Raw genomic sequence first — 16,242 nt, forward strand, 5'->3', positions numbered from 1 at the left:
AAACGCAACTTTGGTTGCTGCAAGACGTTGTTCTTTGAAAACTGGATAAAGTTAAAAAGTGTAATTCAAGTAACAAACCAGAAACACACCGAAAAGTTTTAAAAATGAGTTTTTTTAAGGTTCTCATCGAAAGATGAGGTTTAAAAATTAACTGTTAACCATAGGTTAAGTTAATAAGGGCGCACGGTGAATGCCTTGGCACTAGGAGCCGATGAAGGACGGGACTAACGCCGATATGCTTTGGGGAGCTGTAAGTGAGCTTTGATCCAAAGATTTCCGAATGGGGGAACCCAGCATCTTTGATAGGATGTTACTACTGACTGAATACATAGGTCAGTAGAGGTAGACGCAGAGAACTGAAACATCTAAGTACCTGCAGGAAGAGAAAGAAAAATCGATTCCCTGAGTAGCGGCGAGCGAAACGGGAATAGCCCAAACCAGAAAGCTTGCTTTCTGGGGTTGTAGGACTGAACACATAGAGTCATAAATGAGATTGGTAGAAGAAGCGACCTGGAAAGGTCCGCCGAAGAAGGTAAAAGCCCTGTAATCGAAACCCATTTCACTCTGATCAGTATCCTGAGTACGGCGGAACACGAGAAATTCCGTCGGAATCCGGGAGGACCATCTCCCAAGGCTAAATACTCCCTAGTGACCGATAGTGAACCAGTACCGTGAGGGAAAGGTGAAAAGAACCTCGGAAGAGGAGTGAAATAGCCCCTGAAACCGTGTGCCTACAAATAGTTAAAGCCCGTTAATGGGTGATAGCGTGCCTTTTGTAGAATGAACCGGCGAGTTACGATCCCATGCGAGGTTAAGTTGATGAGACGGAGCCGCAGCGAAAGCGAGTCTGAATAGGGCGAATGAGTATGTGGTCGTAGACCCGAAACCAAGTGATCTACCCATGTCCAGGTTGAAGGTGCGGTAATACGCACTGGAGGACCGAACCCACGTATGTTGAAAAATGCGGGGATGAGGTGTGGGTAGCGGAGAAATTCCAATCGAACTTGGAGATAGCTGGTTCTCTCCGAAATAGCTTTAGGGCTAGCCTCGGAATTAGAATCATGGAGGTAGAGCAACTGTTTGGACTAGGGGCCCTTCTCGGGTTACCGAATTCAGATAAACTCCGAATGCCATTGATTTATATCCGGGAGTCAGACTGCGAGTGATAAGATCCGTAGTCGAAAGGGAAACAGCCCAGACCACCAGCTAAGGTCCCAAAGTTTATGTTAAGTGGAAAAGGATGTGGAGTTGCTTAGACAACTAGGATGTTGGCTCAGAAGCAGCCATCATTTAAAGAGTGCGTAATAGCTCACTAGTCGAGTGACCCTGCGCCGAAAATTTACCGGGGCTAAACATAACACCGAAGCTGTGGATAGAACCATTGGTTCTATGGTAGGAGAGCGTTCTAAGGGCGTTGAAGCTAGATCGTGAGGACTAGTGGAGCGCTTAGAAGTGAGAATGCCGGTATGAGTAGCGAAAGACGGGTGAGAATCCCGTCCACCGAATGACTAAGGTTTCCTGGGGAAGGCTCGTCCTCCCAGGGTTAGTCGGGACCTAAGTCGAGGCCGAATGGCGTAGACGATGGACAACAGGTTGAGATTCCTGTACCAGTTTGTTTTGTTTGAACAATGGAGGGACACAGTAGGCTAAGGAATACGCGCTGTTGGATATGCGCGTCCAAGCAACAAGTTTTGAAGTGAGTCAAATGCTTGCTTCTATAAGAACAAGTTGTGATGGGGAGGGAAATTAAGTACCGAAGTTCCCGATGTCACACTGTCAAGAAAAGCTTCTAGTTAGAAACAAACTGCCCGTACCGCAAACCGACACAGGTAGTCGAGGAGAGAATCCTAAGGTGTGCGAGAGAACTCTCGTTAAGGAACTCGGCAAAATGACCCCGTAACTTCGGGAGAAGGGGTGCTGACCAATTGGTCAGCCGCAGTGAATAGGCCCAGGCGACTGTTTATCAAAAACACAGGTCTCTGCAAAATCGTAAGATGACGTATAGGGGCTGACGCCTGCCCGGTGCTGGAAGGTTAAGAGGATGGGTTAGCTCTCGGGCGAAGCTCAGAATTGAAGCCCCAGTAAACGGCGGCCGTAACTATAACGGTCCTAAGGTAGCGAAATTCCTTGTCGGGTAAGTTCCGACCCGCACGAAAGGCGTAACGATCTGGGCACTGTCTCAACGAGAGACTCGGTGAAATTATAGTACCTGTGAAGATGCAGGTTACCCGCGACAGGACGGAAAGACCCCATGGAGCTTTACTGCAGTTTGATATTGAGTGTTTGTACAGCTTGTACAGGATAGGTAGGAGCCATTGAAGCCAGGACGCCAGTCTTGGTGGAGGCGTTGGTGGGATACTACCCTTGCTGTATGACCACTCTAACCCACAGCCCTTATCGGGCTGGGAGACAGTGTCTGACGGGCAGTTTGACTGGGGCGGTCGCCTCCTAAAGAGTAACGGAGGCGCCCAAAGGTTCCCTCAGAATGGTTGGAAATCATTCGCAGAGTGTAAAGGCATAAGGGAGCTTGACTGCGAGACCTACAAGTCGAGCAGGGACGAAAGTCGGGCTTAGTGATCCGGTGGTTCCGCATGGAAGGGCCATCGCTCAACGGATAAAAGCTACCCTGGGGATAACAGGCTTATCTCCCCCAAGAGTCCACATCGACGGGGAGGTTTGGCACCTCGATGTCGGCTCATCGCATCCTGGGGCTGTAGTCGGTCCCAAGGGTTGGGCTGTTCGCCCATTAAAGCGGTACGCGAGCTGGGTTCAGAACGTCGTGAGACAGTTCGGTCCCTATCCGTCGCGGGCGTAGGAAATTTGAGAGGAGCTGTCCTTAGTACGAGAGGACCGGGATGGACACACCTCTGGTGTACCAGTTGTTCTGCCAAGGGCATTGCTGGGTAGCTATGTGTGGACGGGATAAACGCTGAAAGCATCTAAGCGTGAAGCCCCCCTCAAGATGAGATTTCCCATCACGTAAGTGAGTAAGACCCCTGAGAGATGATCAGGTAGATAGGTTGGAAGTGGAAGTATAGCGATATACGGAGCGGACCAATACTAATCGGTCGAGGACTTAACCAAAGCAATACCCGGTGTACGAAGGTAAGCAAACGAATTACACTTTAAACTTTATCCAGTTTTGAGAGTCCAACGGACTTTCGATTGAAATTGTGTGGTGATGATGGCAAGAAGGTCACACCTGTTCCCATGCCGAACACAGAAGTTAAGCTTCTTAGCGCCGATGGTAGTGAAGGGTTTCCCTTTGTGAGAGTAGGACGTTGCCACGCAAATTCAATTATTTTTTTATTCCCATGGAGGTTTAGCTCAGCTGGGAGAGCATCTGCCTTACAAGCAGAGGGTCGGCGGTTCGATCCCGTCAACCTCCACCATGAGTCATTAGCTCAGTTGGTAGAGCATCTGACTTTTAATCAGAGGGTCGCAGGTTCGAATCCTGCATGACTCATAACTAATCATTCAAGCAGGGTTAGTTATGCCAGACTTATTGCGGGTGTGGCGGAATTGGCAGACGCACTAGATTTAGGATCTAGCGTCGCGAGACGTGGGGGTTCAAGTCCCTTCACCCGCACCATTTTTTAGTTGAATGATTAGTGAAGTACCACTTTAGCCGGCTTAGCTCAGTTGGTAGAGCATCTGATTTGTAATCAGAGGGTCGAGGGTTCAACTCCTTTAGCCGGCATTTTTTTGCGAAAGTAGTTCAGTGGTAGAACATCACCTTGCCAAGGTGGGGGTCGCGGGTTCGAATCCCGTCTTTCGCTTACTAGTTCAACTAGTGAGGTCATTCGCAAGAATGAACAGCTGTTCTAATGCCGGGGTGGCGGAACAGGTAGACGCACAGGACTTAAAATCCTGCGGTGAGTGATCACCGTGCCGGTTCGATTCCGGCCCTCGGCACCATTTGCACCCATAGCTCAATTGGATAGAGTACTTGACTACGAATCAAGGGGTTAGAGGTTCAAGTCCTCTTGGGTGCATTTCTTTTGAAAAAGAGAATAACTCAGTAACGGGAAGTAGCTCAGCTTGGTAGAGCACTTGGTTTGGGACCAAGGGGTCGCAGGTTCGAATCCTGTCTTCCCGATTGAAATTTTGGGGCCTTAGCTCAGCTGGGAGAGCGCCTGCCTTGCACGCAGGAGGTCAGCGGTTCGATCCCGCTAGGCTCCACTTTTTAAAAAATTTCATCTTATTACCTTATTATTATGGCGGTGTAGCTCAGCTGGCTAGAGCGTCCGGTTCATACCCGGGAGGTCGGGGGTTCGATCCCCTTCGCCGCTATTATTTTTTTAAAGATCTTGGACCTTTAGCTCAGTTGGTTAGAGCAGACGGCTCATAACCGTCCGGTCGTAGGTTCGAGTCCTACAAGGTCCATTAATCAATAAAGATTAAAATAACCTTGTGCCATTATGGAGGATTACCCAAGTCCGGCTGAAGGGAACGGTCTTGAAAACCGTCAGGTGTGTAAAAGCACGCAAGAGTTCGAATCTCTTATCCTCCTTTTTTAAAAATGATTCATTTATATTATCGCGGGGTGGAGCAGTTGGCAGCTCGTCGGGCTCATAACCCGAAGGTCACAGGTTCAAGTCCTGTCCCCGCAATTTATCTTTTTTTAAAGATAGTTTTAAATGTAAAAAAGGTCTCGTGGTGTAGGGGTTAACATGTCTGCCTGTCACGCAGAAGATCGCGGGTTCGATTCCCGTCGAGACCGTTTAATTTAATACTTGGCCCGGTAGCTCAGTTGGTAGAGCACTTGATTGAAGCTCAAGGTGTCGGCAGTTCGATTCTGTCCCGGGCCACTTTTTTAATGCGGGTGTAGTTTAGTGGTAAAACCACAGCCTTCCAAGCTGTTGATGCGAGTTCGATTCTCGTCACCCGCTTTTTTTTTGGGCCTATAGCTCAGCTGGTTAGAGCGCACGCCTGATAAGCGTGAGGTCGATGGTTCGAGTCCATTTAGGCCCATTGTACTAAAATTTAGACTGGCCCGTTGGTCAAGCGGTTAAGACACCGCCCTTTCACGGCGGTATCACGGGTTCGATTCCCGTACGGGTCATAAAAAAAAGCTGAATAAAAAGGATAAGAGGAAATTTCTCTTATCCTTTTTTCTATTGTATAAACAAGTAAAAAGGTATCCTCGCCATGCGAGTGATACCTTTAAGAGAATAGCCTCAAAAAGTATAAATAAAGAGCATTATACTAAATGAGATGAAAAAAGCAATGGAACAGAGTTGCAAGGTTCTTTGCGTTAATTTAGCTGAAATCGATTCTTTTGTAGAAAAAGACAATTGAACCACCTTAATAGTAAAAGGTAAAGTAAATATAAAGATAAACGATAGACTCTTGAAAGTAGGAATAAAAAGGATAAAACTGACTACATAAATCAGAATGAGTAAATATAAAACGATACGTTGAAAGTGTTTGTGGTCTAAAAAAAGATTATTTGGATTGTGTTCGTTTAACTGTCCATTAATTCTTGTATAGTTTAATTGAAGTTTTCCTAGTTCAACTAAAAAGACCATTAATATTAAGGGAATACTCCAATAAAAAAGTGTATTAGGGATAAAATTTGCTTGAACAAAAAAACTTAGATAGGTTAATATACCACCCTTAAATACACTAGAAAAAAATAGCATCAGCCACGAATAACCTTGTTTAACGAGATAAAATTGCAAGTGAATCACTAAGCTATAGAAGAAACATAATAATCCTACTAAGTAATGGATGTTGTAAGCAAAGTAATAGATGAGCAGTAGATTTAATACCTCAAATATAAGAAATGGAATATGATTAAATGAAAAAGGTGATTTGATGGTTTTAAATAAAAAATTTCCTAATAAGTGGTTTAAAAAAGTAAAACTATATAATAGGAGAAAACGGATAAAATTAAATGAACTATATTGACCAGCATAAAGTGTACCTATTAATAAATAAGATAAAGGAATAACGAGAACTAAAAATAAAGGATGATAAAGATAATGTGTGATAGATTTATAAATAGAGTGCACCAATGAAAAAACTCCTTTTAGTGATTTGTCTAATCTTATTTTACCTAAAAAAGGGTTAATGGTATAGAGAAATGAAAAATAAATAAGCTGAATGGCTAGAAAGTAAGGTATTTTTGATCAAATTCACTATTTTCAGTAGATTTGATACTAATAATGTACGAATTATGGTAAAATGTATAAGGTTTGCAAATCGGATTCCCGAGAGGATTCACTTTAAAAGTGGAGAAGCCTTGTAACCGAACAATTAAAGGGGGAACAATGTAATGACAGAAAGAAAATTATTTACTTCTGAATCTGTTTCAGAAGGACATCCAGATAAAATAGCAGATCAAGTTAGTGATGCTATATTGGATGCAATTTTATCAAAGGATCCAGATGCTAGAGTAGCATGCGAAACAATCGTGACAACAGGATTAGTATTAGTAGCTGGGGAAATATCTACCTCAACTTATGTAGATATTCAAAAGACGGTGCGTGATACAATTCGTGAAATTGGATATACTAGAGCTAAATATGGATTTGATGCTGACACATGTGCAGTAATTGTATCTATTGATGAACAATCAAAAGATATTGCTCAAGGTGTTGACGATTCGGTAGAGTCTAAAGAAGCCAATCAAGATGAATTGGATCAAATTGGTGCAGGTGACCAAGGGTTAATGTTTGGTTTTGCTGTAAATGAAACACCAGAATTAATGCCATTGCCAATTTCATTGAGTCATCGTTTGACAAAGCGTTTAGCTGTAGTTAGAAAAGAAAAGATTGTTTCTTACTTAAGGCCAGATGCAAAAGCTCAAGTTACAGTGGAATATGATGAAAATAATAAACCATTGCGTGTGGATACAATAGTTATCAGCACTCAGCATCATCCAGATGTAACATATGAATTATTGAAAAAAGATATGATTGAATTAGTAATCAAACATGAAATCGCTAATGAGTTATTAGATGAAGATACGAAATATTTTATTAATCCAACAGGTCGCTTTGTAATTGGTGGACCTCAAGGAGATGCCGGATTAACAGGACGAAAAATTATAGTCGACACTTATGGCGGATATGCTCGTCATGGTGGGGGGGCTTTTTCTGGGAAAGATCCTACAAAAGTGGATAGATCAGCAAGTTATGCAGCTCGTTATATTGCCAAAAATATTGTAGCTGCAGGTTTTGCAGATAAATGTGAAGTACAGTTAGCTTATGCAATAGGAGTTGCTCATCCAGTATCAATTGCTATAGATACATTTGATACTGGAACGGTTGCTGAATCTCGTTTAATAGAAGCTGTACGTGCTAATTTTGATTTAAGACCAGCTGGTATTATCAAGATGCTAGATTTACAAAGACCTATTTATAAACAAACAGCAGCGTACGGACATTTTGGACGGACGGACATTGATTTGACTTGGGAACATACAGATAAAGTAGAAAGTTTAAAAGCATTTTTAGCTGAATAAATAAGTTTAATAGAAAGTAAAAGGAACGAGGACCAACAACCTCCGTTCCTTTTTTATTTTTTTTCAATAGCAATGAGTAAGGGAGGGTTGTTTTTTTGGTTCAGAAAGTCGTAGCGCAAAACGGTATAGTCAGTTTGAGAGAGTGTTTGGACATAAGTTAGAACCGCATCTTTTTCTTCTTTTCCTCCATTATGACCATGATAGACAACTAGTAAGAGTAATCCTCCTTTTCTTAGTCGGGATAATATTTCTTTAACAGCTATCAAAGTAGTGTTTCCTGTTGTAATAATTGTTTTATCTCCATTAGGTAAGTAGCCTAAATTAAAAATTGCTCCTGCTATAAGAGTATCTTGTGGTAATACAGAACCAATTGTTTCATGCCCCTGGTTGAAAAGCATTACTTGGTTGAAGAGACCGGTTAATAAAAGTTTTTCCTTTGTCTTTTCGATAGCTTTTTCTTGTAGATCAAAACCATAGACCATCCCATTTTTACCGACCAACGTTGCTAAAAGAACGGTATCATTTCCATTCCCAACAGTTGCATCAATGACGCTATCTCCAGGTATTAGAGTGTTCGTTAATAATGTGCGACTATAATGTAGTGCATTTTCAAGCATAGCTAATTCCTCCTACTTTATAAATAGACAAATCAGTTTAGTCTATTTTAGCATGTACTCATTTATATAGACTACAAAAAGAGACAGAGTTTTACTAAACTCTGTCTCTTAGGTAACTGATTTAATTTATTGATCTTTCTAAAAATGATCACACATAATAATCTGTTTCGCTTAATGCTGATTTTTAATTTTGATAGAATAAAAACCAGTAGAAAGGACTAACCAAGAACCTGCTAAACAAAAACCACCAATTACATCCGATGGAAAATGAACGCCTAAATAGATTCGACTGATACCAATAATAATAATGATTAAAGCTGCTAATAGACTAACTAACCATTTAATCCATGTCTTCCGCGTGAACTGAATAATTAAAAAAGCAATTCCACCGTAACAAATTAAGGAAGCCATAGAATGACCACTGGGAAAGCTATATCCATCTTGCAAGACAAGGTGTTCAATAGTTGGACGTGTTCTTTGGAAAAGGAATTTGACCAGTTGGTTTAATAAACCTGCTCCAAGAGCAACATTAAAAACAAACCAATAAGCGGTTTTGGAGTCTTTTTTTCGCCATATAAAGTAAAGACCAACTAAAACAGTCAGTAAAACAATAAAAAAAGTACCTCCTAAATCAGTTATCAAAGAATAAAATGTTGTCTTTACAGGAGAACGATTGACTAAAATTGGAGAAGCAAAAAATCGGTCAAATGAATTTAGCCATTCTGATCGCTGAGCTACTCCAAAAGCAAGGACACCAAATGGGAGTAATAATAGTATGCAAATCAAAAAAATAATGGAGGTATAAAAGGGCTTAACAGTAGAAGTTTTCATGATTTTTTCTCATACTTTCTCTAAAATAAGCACATCAGAGATACTTGTACTCTTGAAGAATAAGTTTAGCATACTCATTGTGTAGAATAAACTAAAAGGAACAGATATTATTTAAGAAAGGTAATGAAAAAAGATTTGAATTTTAAAGAGGTATCTATTTTCTCTCATTACATTTAAGACATGTAGTTCCGGTATATTACGTTTGTGTAACGTTTATTAAAAATCTGTCATCTACTTAAGTTAAGCTATCATTATAAGTGTGGCAAAGTTATAATAAAATAGCAATAGTTCTATGGAAATTAACCCCTAAAAATGGTGAAAATAAAAAATAGGAGGTACTCACTTTGGAAAAAACAAGGAAAGAAAGAATTTCAGCTGTAAAGAATCAAACAAACTTTGTTCAATCAGAGAACGCTAATGGATTGATCAAAAAAGGCACAGCTGTTTTCAGTACGACGTTATTAGTGAGTTTACTAGCATTCCCAACATTCTCTGCATCAGCTAGTGCAAATGAATTAGCTGAGACCAGTAGTCAAAAACTGGAAGAAACAATTGAACAGAATAATACTGCAACTGAAGAAGGCCAAAAAGTAGCCATAGAAGCAGCCAATAGCGAATACATACCAGAAGAAGATGCCACTGAAAAACAACAACTTATTGATGAACTTAAATTAGTTCTGTCAACTGAACATTTTGATTCTTTAAAATTTGAAGAATTATCAATCGAAGAAATTGATGAATTATTTACAGTTGCTTTAGAAACGTCAGAGTTAAATAAAGAAACAGAAACTCCCGCTGATATTGAAACAATTGATGTTGTTATTGAAGAAACTGAAACGACAGATGATGTTATACCAAAATCAGACATCACAGAAAAGTTAGATGAATCTAAAGCTGATGTACCTGAAAAAGAATCAGTAAAAGAAGCTGAGGATACTGCTACAGTAGTTACAGAAGAAACAGAAGTAGAAGAATCATTGGAAACCGAAAAGGGTGTTCCAACAGAAAAATTAATAGTAGAAGAAAATAATAATGTTACTACTGAACCAATTGAATCAGTAGTTGTAGAAGTACCAAGTATTCCAGAGAACAAAGTAGTAGAACCAGTAGTAGAACCAGTAGTAGAACCAGTAGTAGAACCAGTAACAGAACCAGTTAAAGAAGAAGTTAAAGAAGAAGTTATCGTAGAAGAAGCTAAAGTAGTAACTCCTAAAGTAGCAACTACTTCAGCTAAAATAGCAGCTACGACTTCGGCTAAAAAAGTAGCAACAACAGTAACAACAGCTGCTGTGGAAAAGGCTAAAACATATACTGTTAAGTCTGGTGATACACTAAATAAAATTAGTAAAGCTAATAATGTTTCTGTAGCACAATTGAAAAAATGGAATAAATTATCAACAGATCTTATTAAAATAGGACAAGTCTTAGCTTTAAATGAAACTGCGTCAAAAAGTACACCAACAGCAACGCCAACTAATACTAATAATGCAATTGTAGATGCATCAACACCTGCTGGATTTGTTAATGGCATTACATCATATGCAAAACAAGTAGCTGCAAATAACAATTTGTATGCTTCAGTTATGATTGCTCAAGCAGCATTAGAGAGCGGTTATGGTACTAGTAAATTATCAACTAATCCAAACTATAATTTATTTGGTATAAAAGGAAGTTACAATGGGAATACCGTTACAATGTATACATCTGAATGGAGTTCTTCAACAGGTTGGATTTACATCCCGCAAAACTTTAAGAAATACCCATCATATGCTGAATCATTGCAAGATAACGCTAATCTCTTAAAAAGAGGAACTTCTTGGGATAATGGCTATTACTCAGGTGCATGGGCCAGTAATTCAAATAATGCATATGAAGCAACTGCATGGTTACAAGGACGATACGCAACGGATCCTAGCTATGCTTCTAAGTTAAATGCTATTATAAAAACTTATAACTTAACGCAGTATGACACGAAATCTTCTGGAGAAACAGCACCAACAACGCCGAATATTCCGGTATCAAATGATAATAATGTTTCAACACCAGATACGGGTAATACGAGCAGTACATCTTACAAAGTGAAATCAGGCGATACATTGACAGCTATTGCATCAAAATATGGCGTATCTGTTTCGAACTTGAAATCATGGAATAATTTAAAATCAGATACGATATATGTGAACCAAACATTGACGATCAAAGGTGGATCAACAACAGGTGGGACAATAACTCCTACGCCAAATCCAAGTACAGGAAATACAAGCAACACGTCTTATAAAGTAAAATCAGGTGATACGTTGACTCGAATTTCATCTCAATACGGTGTATCTGTTTCGAACTTGAAATCATGGAATAATTTAAAATCAGATACGATATATGTGAACCAAACATTGACGATCAAAGGTGGATCAACAACAGGTGGGACAACAACACCTACGCCAAATCCAAGTACAGGAAATACAAGCAACACGTCTTATAAAGTAAAGTCAGGCGACACGTTGACTCGAATTTCATCTCAATACGGTGTATCTGTTTCGAACTTAAAATCGTGGAATAATTTAAAATCAGATACGATATATGTGAACCAAACATTGACGATCAAAGGTGGATCAACAACAGGTGGGACAACAACACCTACGCCAAATCCAAGTACAGGAAATACAAGCAACACGTCTTATAAAGTAAAATCAGGCGACACGTTGACTCGAATTTCATCTCAATACGGTGTATCTGTTTCGAACTTAAAATCGTGGAATAACTTAAAATCAGATACGATATATGTGAACCAAACATTGACGATTAAAAGTGGATCAACAACTCCAGCACCAAGTCCTAGTACTGGAAATACAAGCAATACGTCATACACTGTAAAATCAGGTGACACGTTGACTGGGATCAGTTCAAAACACGGTGTAACTGTTTCAAATTTGAAATCGTGGAATAATCTAAAAACAGATACGATTTACGTGAACCAAGCGTTGACGATTAAAGGTGGTAACACAACGACAACACCAGCACCAAGTACTGGAAATACAAGCAATACGTCATACACTGTAAAATCAGGTGATACGTTGACTGGAATCAGTTCAAAACACGGTGTAACTGTTGCGAACTTGAAATCATGGAACAACTTAAAAACAGATGCGATATATGTGAATCAAGCCTTAACGATCAAAGGTGGTACAACAACGCCAACACCGGCGCCAAGTACTGGAAATACAAGCAATACGTCATACACTGTAAAATCAGGTGATACGTTGACTGGAATCAGTTCAAAACACGGTGTAACTGTTGCAAACTTGAAATCATGGAACAACTTAAAAACAGATGCGATATATGTGAATCAAGCCTTAACGATCAAAGGTGGTACAACAACGCCAACACCGGCGCCAAGTACTGGAAATACAAGCAATACGTCATACACTGTAAAATCAGGTGATACGTTGACTGGAATCAGTTCAAAACACGGTGTAACTGTTGCAAACTTGAAATCATGGAACAACTTAAAAACAGATGCGATATATGTGAATCAAGCCTTAACGATTAAAGGTGGTAACACAACGGCAACACCAGCACCAAGTCCAAGTACCGGGAATACAAGCAACACGTCATACACTGTAAAATCAGGTGATACGTTGACTGGAATCAGTTCAAAACACGGTGTAACTGTTGCGAACTTGAAATCATGGAACAACTTAAAAACAGATGCGATATATGTGAATCAAGCCTTAACGATCAAAGGTGGTACAACAACGCCAACACCGGCGCCAAGTACTGGAAATACAAGCAATACGTCATACACTGTAAAATCAGGTGATACGTTGACTGCAATTAGTTCAAAATATGGAGTATCTATTTCAAACTTGAAATCATGGAACAACCTATCAACGGATGCAATCAGTATTGGTCAAACATTGGTAGTAAATAAAGGTGCAGCTTCTAATTCTGCAGTAATAACTAAACCAACTACATCTGGAACTCATAAAGTTGTAAGTGGCGACACTCTATGGGATATTGCTCAAAAATACGGCATGTCTATTTCAGACTTAAAAACAGCAAACTATTTAAAATCAGATGTTATATTTGTTGGTCAATCTTTGATTATCAAATAATGATAACGGAGACTCGACAAAAGTTGGGTCTCCGTTTCTGTTTTCAAATAAAATTTCATCTTATGAAGAAATTTTATTTGGAGAAGTTATTTCTGGTATCAACTTAATTAAAGATATAGATGCTGGGCTGCGCAATATGTTTGCTGGACGTGCTTAGGGATACGAGAATGAACTGTTAGAAGCTCGTAGCAAAGCTTTAGAGGAAATGGATTATGAAACCTTAGGATCAGATAACGGAATGATTATGGTGACTTGCAGTGGAACGGCAGTAAAGTTGAAAAGTTTAACTTGAATTAACAGGTTCTAGCAGATGTTGAACTGGACAGACTGCTTTTCTTATTGCTCCGGGAGCAAATTTTTGTTAAAATGAAATCAATAGAAAAAAACAGTGAAAAGGAATAGTAGAAACGATTTTTTTTGAGAGAGTGCATGGATGGTGGAAATGCATAAAAAAGACTTTCGAACTCGCCTTTAGAGTTGCTTTGTTGAAATTAGAGTAGACAAAGACGTAGCACCTGCGTTAAGGGTATGAGGAGTCTGCAAGTATTCTGTCAGTAAGAGAATGGTTGGAGAAAACATAGGTGGTACCACGAATAATTAATTGTTTAGTCGTCCTATGAGTACAGATAGTAATCTGCATTCATAGGGCGATTTTTTGTTTTTAAAAAGAGATGAAAGAGGGATAAATATGAGCTTTAATCATAAAACGATTGAAAAAAAATGGCAAAAATATTGGGCATCTAATAATACATTCCGTACAACAGAAGATGCTGAGAAGGAAAATTTCTATGCATTGGATATGTTTCCTTATCCATCAGGACAAGGATTACACGTAGGACATCCAGAAGGGTATACTGCGACCGATATTCTTTCTCGTATGAAACGAGCTCAAGGATTTAATGTATTGCACCCAATGGGATGGGATGCATTTGGGCTTCCGGCTGAGCAGTATGCATTGGATACTGGAAATGACCCAGCTGAATTTACAGCTCACAATATCGAAACGTTCCGCCGTCAAATCAACTCATTGGGATTCAGCTACGATTGGGAGCGCGAGATAAATACAACAGATCCTGACTATTACAAATGGACACAATGGATTTTTACTAAATTGTATGAAAAAGGTTTAGCTTATGAAGCAGAGGTAGCTGTTAACTGGTGTCCGGCTCTAGGAACTGTACTAGCTAATGAAGAAGTGATTGATGGGAAAAGTGAACGTGGAGGACATCCAGTTTACCGTAAACCAATGAAACAATGGATGCTGAAAATTACAGTTTACGCTGACCGTTTGTTGGATGATCTAGAGTTAGTGGATTGGCCTGAAAGTATCAAAGATATGCAACGCAATTGGATTGGAAAATCAATTGGGGCAAATGTTGACTTTAAAGTTAAAGGAACGGATCATAAGTTTACTGTCTTTACGACACGCCCTGATACATTATTTGGAGCAACTTACAGTGTTATGGCTCCAGAGTTGGATTTAGTTAAACAAATTACTACTCCGGCACAAGAAGCAGAAGTTAACGCCTATATTGAAAAAGTTAGCTTGAAAAGTGATTTAGATCGTACAGACTTAAACAAAGACAAAACAGGAGTATTTACAGGTGCCTATGCAATTAATCCAGTAAACGGTAAAGAAATTCCGATTTGGATTGCAGATTATGTCTTGGCTTCATATGGAACAGGTGCGATTATGGCAGTTCCAGCACATGATGAACGCGATTACGAATTTGCTAAAGCGTTTGGACTGGAAATCATCCCAGTACTTGAAGGCGGAGATGTAGCAAATGCTGCATTTACAGAAGATGGTCCGCACATCAACTCTGGCTTTTTGGACGGTCTTGGCAAAGAAGAGGCAATCGATAAAATGAATAAATGGCTAGAAGGAAATGGTGTTGGTAAAAAAGAAACGACTTATCGTTTGCGTGACTGGCTATTTGCTCGTCAACGTTATTGGGGTGAACCTATTCCCGTTATACATTGGGAAGATGGCACATCAACAACATTACCTGAATCTGAATTGCCATTGATATTGCCTAAAACAGATGAAATCAAGCCAAGTGGAACCGGAGAATCTCCGTTAGCAAACATTACTGAATGGGTAAATGTAGTAGATCCTGAAACAGGAATGAAAGGCCGTCGCGATACAAATACAATGCCGCAATGGGCTGGAAGTTCATGGTACTTCTTGCGTTTTATCGATCCTAAAAATAAAGAAATGTTGGCTGATCCTGAAAAATTGAAACAGTGGCTTCCAGTTGATATCTATATTGGTGGAGCTGAGCATGCGGTATTGCACTTATTGTACGCACGTTTCTGGCATAAATTCCTTTACGATATCGGCGTAGTTCCAACAAAAGAACCATTCCAAAAGTTATACAACCAAGGAATGATATTAGGTGGAAACAATGAAAAAATGTCTAAATCAAAAGGAAATGTTGTAAACCCTGATGATGTTGTCGAAAAATTTGGGGCAGACACATTGCGTATGTATGAAATGTTTATGGGACCATTAGATGCTTCTATTGCTTGGAGTGAAAACGGGCTTGAAGGAAGTCGTAAATTCCTAGATCGCGTATGGCGTTTGATCATGGATGAAAATGGTAAAGTCCGTGACCGTATCACGAAATTCAATGATGGATCTTTAGATGTGGTTTATCATCAGACTGTCAAAAAAGTAACAGAAGATTTTGAACACTTACGCTTCAATACGGCTATTTCTCAAATGATGGTTTTTGTTAATGAAGCATATAAAGCAACTGCTTTACCAGTAGATTACATTAAAGCTTTTGTTCAATTGCTGGCACCAATTGCTCCGCATATGGGAGAAGAACTATGGGCTAATTTGACTCATAGTGGTGAAAGTATTTCTTATGTTACTTGGCCAACATTTGATGAAAAATTCTTAGTTGAAGATGAAATTGAAGTTGTTTTCCAAGTAAATGGAAAGTTAAAAGCAAAAGCTCAAGCTTCAAAAGAAATTTCGAGAGAAGATTTAGAAACATTAGCTATGAATAATGAAAAAATCAAAGAAGCGATTGAAGGAAAAACAATCCGTAAAGTTATTGTTGTTCCTGGAAGATTGGTAAATATTGTAGCAAACTAACCATTTTTATGGCTGACACTCTAGTGTTATTATACGTGTAGGAAAGGAGATGAGACTTTGGTCTTTTCTCCTTTTTACTTATCTAATCTGAATAGACTTTAATTT

5 protein-coding genes, 18 tRNA genes, 2 rRNA genes, 1 pseudogene, 1 riboswitch and 1 other annotated feature are annotated in these 16,242 nt (G+C 39.5%); of the genes and pseudogenes, 24 read left to right on the forward strand and 2 right to left on the reverse strand.

Going from position 1 to position 16,242, the window contains the following annotated elements; translation table 11 throughout:
- Positions 1-163: 163 nt before the first annotated feature.
- The 21 genes from CAR_RS02715 (at position 164) to metK (ending at position 7,471) form a co-directional block, all read left to right on the forward strand.
- A 23S ribosomal RNA gene (locus CAR_RS02715) occupies positions 164-3,084 on the forward strand.
- A gap of 90 nt (positions 3,085-3,174) precedes the next feature.
- Positions 3,175-3,290, forward strand: a 5S ribosomal RNA gene (gene rrf / locus CAR_RS02720).
- Between the two features lie 26 nt (positions 3,291-3,316).
- A tRNA-Val gene (locus CAR_RS02725) sits at positions 3,317-3,392 on the forward strand.
- Position 3,393: 1 nt separating this feature from the next.
- Positions 3,394-3,466 (forward strand) — tRNA-Lys (locus CAR_RS02730).
- 41 nt (positions 3,467-3,507) lie between these two features.
- A tRNA-Leu gene (locus CAR_RS02735) sits at positions 3,508-3,592 on the forward strand.
- Positions 3,593-3,627: 35 nt separating this feature from the next.
- A tRNA-Thr gene (locus CAR_RS02740) sits at positions 3,628-3,700 on the forward strand.
- Positions 3,701-3,707: 7 nt separating this feature from the next.
- Positions 3,708-3,779: transfer RNA gene (locus tag CAR_RS02745), tRNA-Gly, on the forward strand.
- Between the two features lie 50 nt (positions 3,780-3,829).
- A tRNA-Leu gene (locus CAR_RS02750) sits at positions 3,830-3,918 on the forward strand.
- A 3-nt stretch (positions 3,919-3,921) separates the two neighbouring features.
- Positions 3,922-3,995 (forward strand) — tRNA-Arg (locus CAR_RS02755).
- A gap of 30 nt (positions 3,996-4,025) precedes the next feature.
- Positions 4,026-4,099: transfer RNA gene (locus tag CAR_RS02760), tRNA-Pro, on the forward strand.
- Positions 4,100-4,109: 10 nt separating this feature from the next.
- A tRNA-Ala gene (locus CAR_RS02765) sits at positions 4,110-4,182 on the forward strand.
- Positions 4,183-4,219: 37 nt separating this feature from the next.
- Positions 4,220-4,293: transfer RNA gene (locus CAR_RS02770), tRNA-Met, on the forward strand.
- A gap of 19 nt (positions 4,294-4,312) precedes the next feature.
- Positions 4,313-4,386, forward strand: a tRNA-Ile gene (locus CAR_RS02775).
- A 37-nt stretch (positions 4,387-4,423) separates the two neighbouring features.
- A tRNA-Ser gene (locus CAR_RS02780) sits at positions 4,424-4,513 on the forward strand.
- Between the two features lie 27 nt (positions 4,514-4,540).
- Positions 4,541-4,613 (forward strand) — tRNA-Met (locus tag CAR_RS02785).
- A gap of 37 nt (positions 4,614-4,650) precedes the next feature.
- Positions 4,651-4,723 (forward strand) — tRNA-Asp (locus CAR_RS02790).
- 15 nt (positions 4,724-4,738) lie between these two features.
- Positions 4,739-4,811: transfer RNA gene (locus CAR_RS02795), tRNA-Phe, on the forward strand.
- 10 nt (positions 4,812-4,821) lie between these two features.
- Positions 4,822-4,892 (forward strand) — tRNA-Gly (locus CAR_RS02800).
- A gap of 8 nt (positions 4,893-4,900) precedes the next feature.
- A tRNA-Ile gene (locus CAR_RS02805) sits at positions 4,901-4,974 on the forward strand.
- Positions 4,975-4,993: 19 nt separating this feature from the next.
- Positions 4,994-5,065 (forward strand) — tRNA-Glu (locus tag CAR_RS02810).
- A 1,130-nt stretch (positions 5,066-6,195) separates the two neighbouring features.
- Positions 6,196-6,283: riboswitch (SMK box riboswitch) on the forward strand.
- Positions 6,281-7,471, forward strand: coding sequence for a methionine adenosyltransferase (gene metK / locus CAR_RS02820; protein WP_013710199.1), 1,191 nt, complete (start codon positions 6,281-6,283; stop codon positions 7,469-7,471). It overlaps the preceding riboswitch by 3 nt.
- A gap of 53 nt (positions 7,472-7,524) precedes the next feature.
- Here metK and CAR_RS02825 read toward each other — a convergent pair whose 3' ends face one another.
- Both CAR_RS02825 and CAR_RS02830 read right to left on the reverse strand, forming a co-directional pair.
- The gene (locus CAR_RS02825) at positions 7,525-8,088 is read right to left on the reverse strand and encodes a class I SAM-dependent methyltransferase (protein ID WP_013710200.1); all 564 of its coding nucleotides are present in this window, start codon (positions 8,086-8,088) and stop codon (positions 7,525-7,527) included.
- Between the two features lie 171 nt (positions 8,089-8,259).
- Positions 8,260-8,919 carry a phosphatase PAP2 family protein gene (locus CAR_RS02830; protein ID WP_013710201.1) on the reverse strand — a complete coding sequence of 220 codons (660 nt, stop codon included), beginning with the start codon at positions 8,917-8,919 and terminating at the stop codon, positions 8,260-8,262.
- 344 nt (positions 8,920-9,263) lie between these two features.
- On the opposite strand from CAR_RS02830, the gene CAR_RS13375 reads away from it, so the two are divergent.
- The 3 genes and pseudogenes from CAR_RS13375 (at position 9,264) to leuS (ending at position 16,137) form a co-directional block, all read left to right on the forward strand.
- Positions 9,264-13,031, forward strand: coding sequence for a LysM peptidoglycan-binding domain-containing protein (locus tag CAR_RS13375; protein WP_013710202.1), 3,768 nt, complete (start codon positions 9,264-9,266; stop codon positions 13,029-13,031).
- Positions 13,032-13,068: 37 nt separating this feature from the next.
- Positions 13,069-13,323, forward strand: a pseudogene (locus tag CAR_RS13300) (heavy metal-binding domain-containing protein).
- Positions 13,324-13,410: 87 nt separating this feature from the next.
- Positions 13,411-13,651, forward strand: a binding site (T-box leader).
- A 68-nt stretch (positions 13,652-13,719) separates the two neighbouring features.
- Complete coding sequence (gene leuS, locus CAR_RS02840; protein ID WP_041556106.1) at positions 13,720-16,137, forward strand: leucine--tRNA ligase; 2,418 nt, start codon at positions 13,720-13,722, stop codon at positions 16,135-16,137.
- The last annotated feature ends 105 nt before the right edge of the window (positions 16,138-16,242 follow it).

Source organism: Carnobacterium sp. 17-4, assembly GCF_000195575.1.
In the GTDB taxonomy this organism is placed as follows: domain Bacteria; phylum Bacillota; class Bacilli; order Lactobacillales; family Carnobacteriaceae; genus Carnobacterium_B.